Origin of the sequence: Microbacterium sp. SL62 (assembly GCF_026672635.1) — a bacterium.
In the GTDB taxonomy this organism is placed as follows: Bacteria; Actinomycetota; Actinomycetes; order Actinomycetales; family Microbacteriaceae; genus Microbacterium; species Microbacterium testaceum_A.
In genome coordinates this window covers 2,519,536-2,529,444 of record NZ_JAPPRM010000001.1, presented here as the reverse complement: position 1 = coordinate 2,529,444, position 9,909 = coordinate 2,519,536, and the positions used below count along the sequence as shown (strand labels likewise).

Here is a 9,909-nt window from a genome sequence, read left to right as displayed (position 1 = left end):
AGCGGACCGGGAGATCCTCAGGGGGCGTTTAGTAAAGTGCCCCTGTGCACCACGGGCTGAACGACGTTCCTCGACCGCTTCGACGCCGTGGCGGCCCGGGACGGGTGATCGCCCTCCTCGTCGCCGCCGGTCTCGCGTTGGCCGGTTGTTCGGCGACCGACCCCGCGCCGGTCCCCGCGAAAGAGCAGCGGACGAGCCTGACAGTCGGTGTGGTCGGCTCGCTCACGAGCTTCAACGCCGCCAGCGCGACCGGGGACACCGCGGCGAACCGCGCGGTGTCGGCCCTCCTCGACGAGAAGCTCGGCTCCCTCGACGGAAACCTCCAGGTCGTGCCCAACAACGGTCTCGGGCGCATCACGCGGGTCGAGGGCGACCCGCTGACCGTCAGCTACGAACTCTTCTCCGACCGCGTCTGGTCCGACGGCACCCCGGTGACCCTCGACGACCTGCTGTTCGGGTGGGCGGTCACCTCCCACTTCTTCGACGACGCCACCTACGACGCCAACGGCCAGCTCGTGTCGGGTACGCGGTACTTCGACACCGCGCTCCCCGCCGACCCCAACGCCCGCACGACGCGTCCGCGCCTCGACCGGGCGAACGACACCCTCATGCTCACCTATGACCAGCCCTTCGCCGACTGGAACCGGCAGTGGCTGCTCGACCGCCCGGTCCACGTCGTCGCGCAGCGGGCGGGCGTGAGCGTCAAGGATCTGCTCACCGCGATTCTCACGGCGCCGGAGGGCGACCCTCAGGCTCCGGCGGCTCCGAATCCGGTGCTGGCTGCGGCCGCGCAGGCGTGGAACACCGGTTTCGATGTCGCTCCGGGAACGACGCCGGACCCGGCCGGTGTCGTGTCGTCGGGCCCGTGGACGGTCTCGGAGATCACGGCCGACACGCTCCAATTGGCCCGTCGGGACAGCTACCAGGGGGCGCACTTCCCGGGTCTCGAGGGGCTGACGGTCCGGTTCTTCCCCGATCGCGCGGCGCAGCTGTCGGCGATCGAAGCGGGAACGGTCGACGTGGCCAATGTCGGCGATCTCGATGTCGCGGAGCGGAAGACCCTGACCGATGCCGGGTTCAACGTCCAGGTCGGGCCCACCTCCGAGACGCTTCAACTCCGGTTCGCCACGACGACGGCATCCGATCTCCGTCAGGCGACGACGCTGTCGCTCGATCGGGCCTCGCTCGTCCAGGACGTGCTGGGCGCCGTGCGTCCGGACGCCCAGCCCCTCCAGTCGTTCTTGTCGTCTCCGGCGACCGGGCAGCTCTACAACGACCTGGTCTCGGGGAACGGCGCTCCCGGCACGGGGGCCGACGTGAACGGCGCGCGCTCCGCGCTGAACGACCGGGCGGCCGTGCTCCGCGTCGCCTACGACACGACCGATCCGACGGCGTCGCTGGTGTTCCCACGCCTCGTGTCGATGGCCGCCAAGGCCGGGATCGCGGTCCGCGCCGCCACCGCGACGGAGATTCCGGATGCCACCCTCTCGTGGGTCGGCGAGGATGAGAGCCTCTACCGGTCGGCGCGTGACCGCATCGCGGAGGGGATCGACGGCGGCGACACCGAAGAGCTCTTCGACGACCTCACCACGCACACCGACCCCGTCGACGTGTTGTCGGAGGCGAAGCTCATCGACCGCTCGCTGTTCGCCGCGTACGCGGGTGTGCCGCTGCTCGAGCGCACGGGCGCCGTGGTCAGTGCCGCGGGCGTCGGGGGAGTGTCGTACACCTCCGAGCCCAACGGGCTGCCGCCGGCGTTCTGGACCTGGTCGCCGCCCCAGTCCTGACGGTCACGACGCCGGGGTCGGTGCGGGGGTCGGGGCGAAGATCCCCGGCCACCACGCCGCGGCGAGGGGATACCCCACGAAGGCCACGACGTCGATGACCGTGTGTGCGATCACCAGGGGCATCACCCGCCCCCATCGCTTGTAGCACCAGCCGAAGACGAGCCCCATGACGACGTTGCCCAGCGCCGAGGGCCACCCCTGATACAGGTGGTAGCTGCCGCGCAGCAGGGCGGTCGACACGATGATCCACGTCCACGACCAGCCGAGCCGGCGGAGACGGTCGAAGAGGAATCCGAGGAAGATCACCTCTTCGGTGAGGCCGGCGCGCAATGCCGCGAGGACCAGCAGCGCGATCACCCACCACGACGAGTCCAGGGGAGCGGGGATCACCGCGATGCTCTGCCCGAGAGCGCGGCCGATCGCGTAGACACCGATACCGGGCGCGCCGATGAGGACGACGAGCAGGAGTCCCCGCGCGGAGTCACCTCCGAAGCGGCGGAAGTCCAGCCCGATGCGGCGGAGCGCGTTGTTCGTCGGCTCCCACAGCAGGTAGACCGCCAGGGCCACGAGGGCCAATGAGAAGAAGATGTCGAGGAACTGGTAGATCGCGTCCCACACCGGCTCGGCGCTGCGCGACGGATTCAGCTGCGTCTGCTGTTGCGAGATGGGTGCGCGGGTGGCGGCGCGGACGAACGAGACCACCGAGTAGATCGCCGACTGACCGACGCTGACGAGCAGCACGATCCCGATCTCCCAGCCGAGACGGCGGCGGGGGTAGGTGTCCGAGCGCTTCAGCGTCGGAGGATACGTCCAGTCCGCTGGGACCTGCAGCCGGGTGCGCTTGTCAGATTGCTCCATCGAGAGCCTCTCGAGTAAATGCTGTGTAACGTTTTTCAGAGGAGTTTGGGGCACCTGGGTAAACGTGCCTAGTGTGTTCTCATCCTGCCCGACGGATCTTTCACGCGCCTTGTGCTGCGCGAAAGCCCTGCGCGGGCGACGATCATCCCTTCCCTGGAGGAACTGTGAAGCGCAACAAGATTGCCCTCTCCGGTCTCGCCCTGCTGGGAGCCGTCGGGCTTATGCTCGCCGGCTGCTCGGGCGGCGGAGACAACGGCGGCGGCTCGTCATCGGGCGGCGACGCCACGGCGATCATTCGGACGAACGGCTCCGAGCCGCAGAACCCGCTGATCCCGACCAACACCAACGAGGTCGGTGGAGGAAAGATCCTCGACTCGATCTTCGCGGGTCTGGTCTACTACGACGGAACCGGCGCTCCGGTCAATGACATGGCCGAGTCCATCGTCACGAACGACCCCCAGAACCTCACGGTGACCCTGAAGAAGGGCCAGAAGTTCACGGACGGCACCGAGGTCAAGGCCGACAACTTCATCAAGGCGTGGAACTACGGCGCCCAGCTGTCGAACAACCAGGTGAGCAGCTCGTTCTTCGAGGACATCGTGGGCTTCAGCTACGACGCTGACTCCGAGCTCACCGGTCTGAAGAAGGTCGACGACTACACCTTCACGATCGCGCTCTCCAAGCCCGCCGCCGACTTCGCGCTGCGACTGGGCTACTCGGCGTTCTTCCCGCTGCCCGACGTCGCGTTCACCGACATGGCTGCGTTCGGCGAGAACCCGATCGGAAACGGCCCCTACAAGCTCAAGGGCGAGGGTGCCTGGCAGCACAACGTCCAGATCGACCTCGTCAAGAACGATGACTACCAGGGCGGTCGCACGGTCGAGAACGGTGGTCTTTCGATCATCTTCTACGCCACGCAGGATGCCGCCTACGCCGACCTCCTCGGCGGCAACGTCGACGTGATCGACAGCGTTCCCCCGTCCTCGCTGGCCACGTTCCAGTCCGATCTGGGCGACCGCGCGGTCAACCAGCCGGCCGCGATCTTCCAGTCGTTCACGATTCCCGAGCGTCTCGCGCACTTCAGCGGCGAAGAGGGCACGCTCCGTCGCCAGGCCATCTCGATGGCCATCAACCGTGACGAGATCACCAAGACGATCTTCCAGGGTTCGCGCACCCCGGCCAGCGACTTCACCTCGCCGGTCATCGCGGGCTGGTCCGACTCGCTCTCGGGCGCCGAGGTCCTGAAGTACGACGCGGACAAGGCGAAGCAGCTGTGGGCTCAGGCCGACGCCATCTCGCCGTGGAGCGGCTCGCTTCAGATCGCGTACAACGCCGACGGTGGACACCAGTCCTGGGTCGACGCTGTCACGAACTCGCTGAAGAACACCCTCGGTATCGACTCCTCGGGTGCCCCGTACCCGACCTTCAAGGAACTGCGCTCGGCGGTCACCAACCGCAGCATCGAGACCACGTTCCGTTCGGGCTGGCAGGCCGACTACCCGGGTGCGTACAACTTCCTCGCGCCGCTGTACGCGACCGGGGCATCGTCGAACGACGGCGACTACTCGAACCCCGAGTTCGACGGACAGATCTCGGCCGGTATCGCCGAGACGGATCTGGACGCGCAGAACGCGGACTTCGCCAAGGCTCAGGAGATCCTGCTGAAGGACCTTCCCGCTATTCCGCTGTGGTACCAGAACGTCACCGGTGGCTACGCCGAGGGCGTGAACAACGTCCAGTTCGGCTGGAACTCGGTTCCGCTCTACTACGAGATCACGAAGTAACCCTTCCGATCTCACCCGCGAGGCGGTGACGGATTCGTCACCGCCTCGCGGTCTGCCCGCCAGGCCTCATCACGACGTGTGATAGAACGGCACGGGTCTCTTTCGACCCACGCCCCCCATGAAACGTCTGATGAGGCGTTTCCCACGTTCGAAAAGAGAGCGGATGCTCGGCTACATCCTCAGACGTCTGCTGCAGGTGCTCCCCGTGTTCTTCGGGGCCACGCTGCTGATCTATTTCATGGTCTTCGCCATGCCGGGGGACCCGATCCTCGGCCTCTTCGGCGACAAGACCCCCGCGCCCCAGGTCGTCGAAGCCCTGCGGGCCCAGTACCACCTCGACCAACCCTTCATCGTGCAGTACTTCCTGTACCTCGGCGGGATCTTCCAAGGCGACCTGGGAACGACCTTCTCCGGTCAGTCCGTCAACGAGGTGCTCGCCCGAACCCTCCCCGTGACGGCGCGCCTGGCCGTGATGGCTCTGGCGATCGAGTTCGTCCTCGCCATCGTCATCGGCACCATCTCGGCGATCCGCAAGGGCAAGCTGTTCGACAATGTCGCGCTCATCGTCGCCCTGCTGTTCGTCGCACTGCCGATCTTCGTGGCGTGCTTCCTCGCGCAGTACTTCCTCGCCATCCAGCTGGGGTGGTTCCGTCCCACGGTGGGGGCGCAGAACAACTGGGGTGATCTTCTGCTGCCGGCCATCGTGCTCGGCTTCAGCCTATTCGCGACGAGCATGCGCCTCATGCGCGGGTCGGTCATCGACACCCTCAACCAGGACTGGGTGCGGACCGCGTACTCCAAGGGCCTCTCACGCCGACGCGTGATCCCCGTGCACGTCCTGCGCAACTCGCTCATCCCCGTCATCACGAACTCCGCGACGAACTTCGGTGTGCTCCTCGTCGGAGCCACCGTCACCGAGGGCATCTTCAACATCCCCGGTGTCGGCAACACGCTCTACCAGGCCACCATCCGCGGTGAGGGCCCCACGGTCGTGTCGTTCGTGACCGTCTTCGTCATCATCTACGTGCTGGTCAACCTCGTCGTCGACCTCCTGTACGGCCTTCTCGACCCGAGGATCCGCTATGTCAAGTAGTCAGTTCCCGGCGCCCCACTATGTCGCGCCGATCAAGACCGAGACCATTTCAGTCGACGCCGTCCGTGTCGCCGCCCGAAAGAGCAACCTGTGGCTCGACGCGTGGCGCGACCTCCGTCGCCGTCCCACGTTCTGGATCGCCCTGGTCGTGATGGCCATCGTGATCCTGATGGCCGCGTTCCCGACCCTGTTCACGCAGGTGCCGCCGGACAACGACTGCCAGCTGTCCAACAGCAACGGCGGTCCCACGGCGGGACACATCCTGGGCTTCACGTTCCAGGGCTGCGACACCTTCTCGCGCATCGTGTGGGGTGCCCGCACCTCGCTGTCGGTGGGTCTGCTGGCCACCGCGATCGGCACGATCATCGGCCTCGTCATGGGCGCGCTGTCGGGCTTCTACGGCGGATGGCTCGACGCGGTCATCTCGCGCGTCGGCGACATCTTCTTCTCGATCCCCTACATCCTCGCGGCCATCGTCGTGATGAGTGTGTTCTCGCAGTACCGCAACGTCTTCACCCTGGCCTTCGCGATCGGCGGGTTCGCCTGGGCCTCGACGGCCCGTGTCGTGCGCGCCGAGGTTCTGCGCGTGCGCCAGGCCGACTACGTCGCGGCCTCTCAGGCGCTGGGACAGTCGCGTTTCCGCACGCTGCTCACTCACGTCATCCCGAACGCCATCGCTCCGCTCCTCGTGGTCACCACGATCAGCCTGGCCGCGGCGATCGTCGCGGAGGCGACTCTGTCGTTCCTCGGCGTCGGCCTCGGCGGCAGCACCATGTCGTGGGGTAACGACATCAGCCAGGCGCAGCAGTCGCTGCGCATCGCGCCGATGGCGCTGATCTGGCCGTCGATCGCCCTGACCGTCACGGTTCTGGCCTTCATCCTGCTGGGCGAGCTCATCCGAGACGCCATCGACCCGAGAGCGAGGGCCCGCCGATGAGCGACGCCACCCAGACACCGCTTCTGTCCGTTCGCGACCTCAAGGTCGCGTTCGAGGGACAGGGTGGCACGCGCGAGGTCCTCCACGGAGTCAGCCTCGACGTCTACCCCGGCCAGACGGTCGCCATCGTGGGCGAGTCGGGCTCCGGCAAGTCGACGACCGCCTCGGCGGTCATCGGCCTGCTCCCCGGTACCGGTCACGTCACCGCCGGCAGCATCACGCTCGACGGGCGTGAGCTGACCGACCTCAGCCAGACGCAGTTCGAGTCGGTTCGCGGTCGCGACATCGGTTACGTCCCGCAGGACCCGATGTCGAACCTCAACCCGGTGTGGAGCATCGGCTTCCAGGTGAAGGAGGCGATCCGCGCGAACGGCATCGCCACCGGTCGCAAAGAGGTCGAGAAGCGCGCGATCGAGGTGCTCAAGCAGGCTGGTCTCGCCGACGCCGAGCGTCGCCTGCACCAGTACCCGCACCAGTTCTCGGGCGGAATGCGTCAGCGCGCGCTGATCGGAATCGGCCTCGCCGCCGACCCGAAGCTGCTGATCGCCGACGAGCCGACCTCGGCCCTCGACGTGACCGTGCAGCGCGTGATCCTCGATCACATGGCATCCCTCACGCGTGAGCGGGGGACCTCGGTGCTGCTCATCACGCACGACCTGGGTCTGGCCGCCGAGCGCGCCGACACCATCGTCGTGATGAACCAGGGCGAGATCGTCGAGTCGGGTCCCAGCCGCGAGATCCTCGAGAACCCGCAGCACCCGTACACGCAGCGCCTCGTCGCTGCCGCGCCCAGCATCGCTTCGCAGCGCATCCAGGCGAAGGTCGAAGACCGCGGCATCCTGCGCGAGTCCGACATCGACGCTCCCGCGACGGTCAAGGTCACCGACCTCGTCAAGGAGTACAAGATCCGCCAGGGCGGATTCCGCAGCGAGCAGTTCCGCGCCGTCGACGGGGTCTCGTTCGAGATCCCGCGCGGCAAGACCCTCGCGCTGGTGGGGGAGTCGGGCTCGGGCAAGTCGACGATCGCGAAGATGGTCCTCAAGCTCGAGGATCCGACCTCGGGCTCGATCGAGGTCGACGGTGTCAACACCGGCAAGCTGAGCGCGAAGGACACGTTCAACCTGCGCCGCCGGATGCAGCCCGTCTTCCAGGACCCGTACGGGTCGCTCGACCCGCTGCGCAGCATCGGCAACCTCATCGCCGAGCCGCTCAACATCCACAAGGTGGGCGACAACGCGTCGCGTCGAGCCCGTGTGGAGGAGTTGCTCGAGCAGGTCGCGCTTCCGCAGGAGCTGGCATCCCGCTATCCGAACGAGCTGTCCGGCGGACAGCGCCAGCGTGTCGCCATCGCGCGCGCGCTCGCGCTCAAGCCCGACATCCTCGTGCTCGACGAGGCTGTCTCGGCCCTCGACGTGCTGGTGCAGGCGCAGATCCTCCAGTTGCTGGCGGAGCTGCAGTCCGAGCTCGGTCTGACCTATCTGTTCATCACGCACGACCTCGCCGTCGTTCGTGTCGCCGCCGACCTGGTGTGCGTCATGGAGCGCGGCAAGCTCGTGGAGCAGGGAACGGTCGACGAGATCTTCGCGCAGCCCTCGCAGGAGTACACGCAGCGCCTGCTCGACGCCATTCCCGGCGCCTCCCTCTCGCTGGGCGGCGCGTGACGCGCGACGAGCGCTTCCGGGGCACGGAACACCCGCGGGTGTTCCGTGCCCCGTCGTCGATCTTCGGCCTGATCCTGGGTGCGGTGCTCGCGCTCGTGCTCTTGGGGGATGCCGCGCTGCGCGCCGGGCTGGGCGAGATGCTCCTGCTGGCGCCCTGGGTGCTGTTGGCGCTGTGGGCGGTCTACGCCCTGCTGTTCGCGCCGCACGTGCGCATCGAGGCCGAGGGCATCCGCATCCACAATCCTCTGCGCATCGCGGACATCGCGTGGGCGCGCGTCGCCGACATCGACATGCGCTGGCAGCTCGAGGTCCGCACCGACGAGCCCCGCGTGGTGAAGGCCTTCGGTGGCCCCGTCGCCGGTCGTCCGGGTCGTCCTCCGATCCGCCGTGACGCTGAGCGAGGACGTCGCGAACCTCCCGCGATCCGCGACCTGCAACTCATCCAGGAAGCATGGGAGACGGCGCGGCCGACCGCGTCGAAGACCGGTGTCGTCCGCCGGTCGTGGGACATTCCCTCGGTCATTTCCCTGCTGGTTCTGATCTGCTGGGTTATTATCGCTTTGTTCATCTCAGGCGGTCTCGGCTGAGCGCGATGCTGCGCTCGACGGAGACCGTGGTGACAAAGCGCCATGTAAGAGCTTTGTTACGGTCGTGAAAAGTGTGTTCCCCCGGCGCGCGTTTCATGGGAAGCCGACGTAGGGTCGCTGAAGATCCTTAGCCAGGCAAACGAATAGGCGGGGATCTCGAAGGCGAGAGGACCACCATGACGCACACCCCCGACGTGTTCCGGACGGGCCCGCGCACCTCATGACGCTGTACGTTCTGCGACGGTTCCTGAACTACGCCGTTCTGAGCCTGTTGGCGACGTGCCTCGCGTACGTTCTCGGCAGCGCGCTCTTACGACCCCAGGACCGCTTCTACGGCATGAACCCCCGGCCGCCCCAGGAGTCGATCGTCGCGAGTCTCGACGCTCTCGGCGCCAATCCCGACGTGCCGATCCTCGTCCGCCTGTGGAACTGGTTGGTCAACCTCTTCACGAAGTTCTCGCTCGGCACCACCATCGGCGGCCAGGACGTCATGACCGAGATCGCGACGCGCGCCGGCACGAGCCTGCGCCTGCTGCTGATCGGCTCGCTCATCGGCGCGATCGTCGGCGTGCTCATCGGCGTGTGGGGTGCGGTGCGCCAGTACCGGGCTCCCGACCAGGTGACCACGTACGCCTCGTACCTCGTCTTCGCGACCCCCACCTTCGTCATCGGCGTGCTGCTGATGATCGGCGCGACCAACCTCAACAACGCGGCCGGAACGCAGCTCATCCGCTTCACCGGCGAGTACACCGCCGGTGTCGAGGGGTTCTGGCCGATGATCGCCGATCGGGCGGTCCACCTGCTGCTGCCGACGCTGGCGCTCGTGCTCATCAGCGCCGCGTCGTACTCGCGCTACCAGCGGAGCATGATGCTCGACGTGCTCGGTGCGGACTACATCCGCACCGCCCGCGCGAAGGGACTGCCCCGCACGCAGGCGCTCTTCCGCCACGGCGTGCGCATCGCCCTGATCCCGATGTCGACGTTCTTCGCGTACAGCTTCGGCACGCTCATCGCCGGTTCCACCATGCTCGAGATCGTCTTCTCGTGGCGGGGCATGGGGCAGTTCCAGCTGAACGCCGTTACTCAGCAGGACATCAACGCCGTCGCCGGATCGACGCTCTTCGTCGCCGTGCTGGTGCTGTTGTCATCGACCCTGTCCGAGGTGCTCTACGCCGCACTCGACCCGAGAGTGAGGAGCTGAC

The 9,909-nt window shown here is 67.1% G+C and carries 8 protein-coding genes; 7 read left to right on the top strand and 1 reads right to left on the bottom strand.

Features of this window, described 5'->3' with window-relative positions; genetic code table 11:
• Positions 1–44 precede the first annotated feature (44 nt).
• Positions 45–1,787, top strand: coding sequence for an ABC transporter substrate-binding protein (locus OVA26_RS12100; protein ID WP_268104216.1), 1,743 nt, complete (start codon positions 45–47; stop codon positions 1,785–1,787).
• Between the two features lie 3 nt (positions 1,788–1,790).
• Here OVA26_RS12100 and OVA26_RS12095 read toward each other — a convergent pair whose 3' ends face one another.
• Positions 1,791–2,645: a CPBP family intramembrane glutamic endopeptidase gene (locus tag OVA26_RS12095; RefSeq protein WP_268104215.1), complete on the bottom strand. Its 855-nt coding sequence runs from the start codon at positions 2,643–2,645 to the stop codon at positions 1,791–1,793.
• 164 nt (positions 2,646–2,809) lie between these two features.
• On the opposite strand from OVA26_RS12095, the gene OVA26_RS12090 reads away from it, so the two are divergent.
• The 6 genes from OVA26_RS12090 to OVA26_RS12065 all read left to right on the top strand — a co-directional run bounded on the left by OVA26_RS12090 (position 2,810) and on the right by OVA26_RS12065 (position 9,908).
• A complete protein-coding gene (locus OVA26_RS12090) occupies positions 2,810–4,429 on the top strand; it encodes a peptide ABC transporter substrate-binding protein (protein ID WP_268104214.1) in 1,620 nt (539 codons plus the stop codon).
• 163 nt (positions 4,430–4,592) lie between these two features.
• Entirely contained in the window at positions 4,593–5,522 is a 930-nt protein-coding gene (locus OVA26_RS12085; RefSeq protein ID WP_056230432.1) for an ABC transporter permease, read from the top strand.
• Positions 5,512–6,459, top strand: a complete 948-nt coding sequence (locus OVA26_RS12080) for an ABC transporter permease (RefSeq protein ID WP_056230434.1) — start codon at positions 5,512–5,514, stop codon at positions 6,457–6,459. The genes OVA26_RS12085 and OVA26_RS12080 overlap by 11 nt, the downstream gene beginning before the upstream one ends.
• Positions 6,456–8,120 (top strand): ABC transporter ATP-binding protein, encoded by a 1,665-nt coding sequence (locus OVA26_RS12075; RefSeq protein ID WP_056230436.1) that lies wholly within the window; start codon positions 6,456–6,458, stop codon positions 8,118–8,120. The genes OVA26_RS12080 and OVA26_RS12075 overlap by 4 nt, the downstream gene beginning before the upstream one ends.
• Positions 8,117–8,707: a hypothetical protein gene (locus OVA26_RS12070; protein WP_268104213.1), complete on the top strand. Its 591-nt coding sequence runs from the start codon at positions 8,117–8,119 to the stop codon at positions 8,705–8,707. Before OVA26_RS12075 ends, OVA26_RS12070 begins: the two co-directional genes overlap by 4 nt.
• A gap of 220 nt (positions 8,708–8,927) precedes the next feature.
• The gene (locus OVA26_RS12065) at positions 8,928–9,908 is read left to right on the top strand and encodes an ABC transporter permease (protein WP_268104212.1); all 981 of its coding nucleotides are present in this window, start codon (positions 8,928–8,930) and stop codon (positions 9,906–9,908) included.
• The last annotated feature ends 1 nt before the right edge of the window (position 9,909 follow it).

Bases quoted from the DNA above. Each gene is read 5' to 3' on its own strand.
- OVA26_RS12085 (WP_056230432.1), top strand. From the start codon at position 4,593: ATGCTCGGCTACATCCTCAGACGTCTGCTGCAGGTGCTCCCCGTGTTC.
- OVA26_RS12065 (WP_268104212.1), top strand. From the start codon at position 8,928: ATGACGCTGTACGTTCTGCGACGGTTCCTGAACTACGCCGTTCTGAGC.
- OVA26_RS12095 (WP_268104215.1), bottom strand. From the start codon at position 2,645: ATGGAGCAATCTGACAAGCGCACCCGGCTGCAGGTCCCAGCGGACTGG.
- OVA26_RS12080 (WP_056230434.1), top strand. From the start codon at position 5,512: ATGTCAAGTAGTCAGTTCCCGGCGCCCCACTATGTCGCGCCGATCAAG.
- OVA26_RS12075 (WP_056230436.1), top strand. From the start codon at position 6,456: ATGAGCGACGCCACCCAGACACCGCTTCTGTCCGTTCGCGACCTCAAG.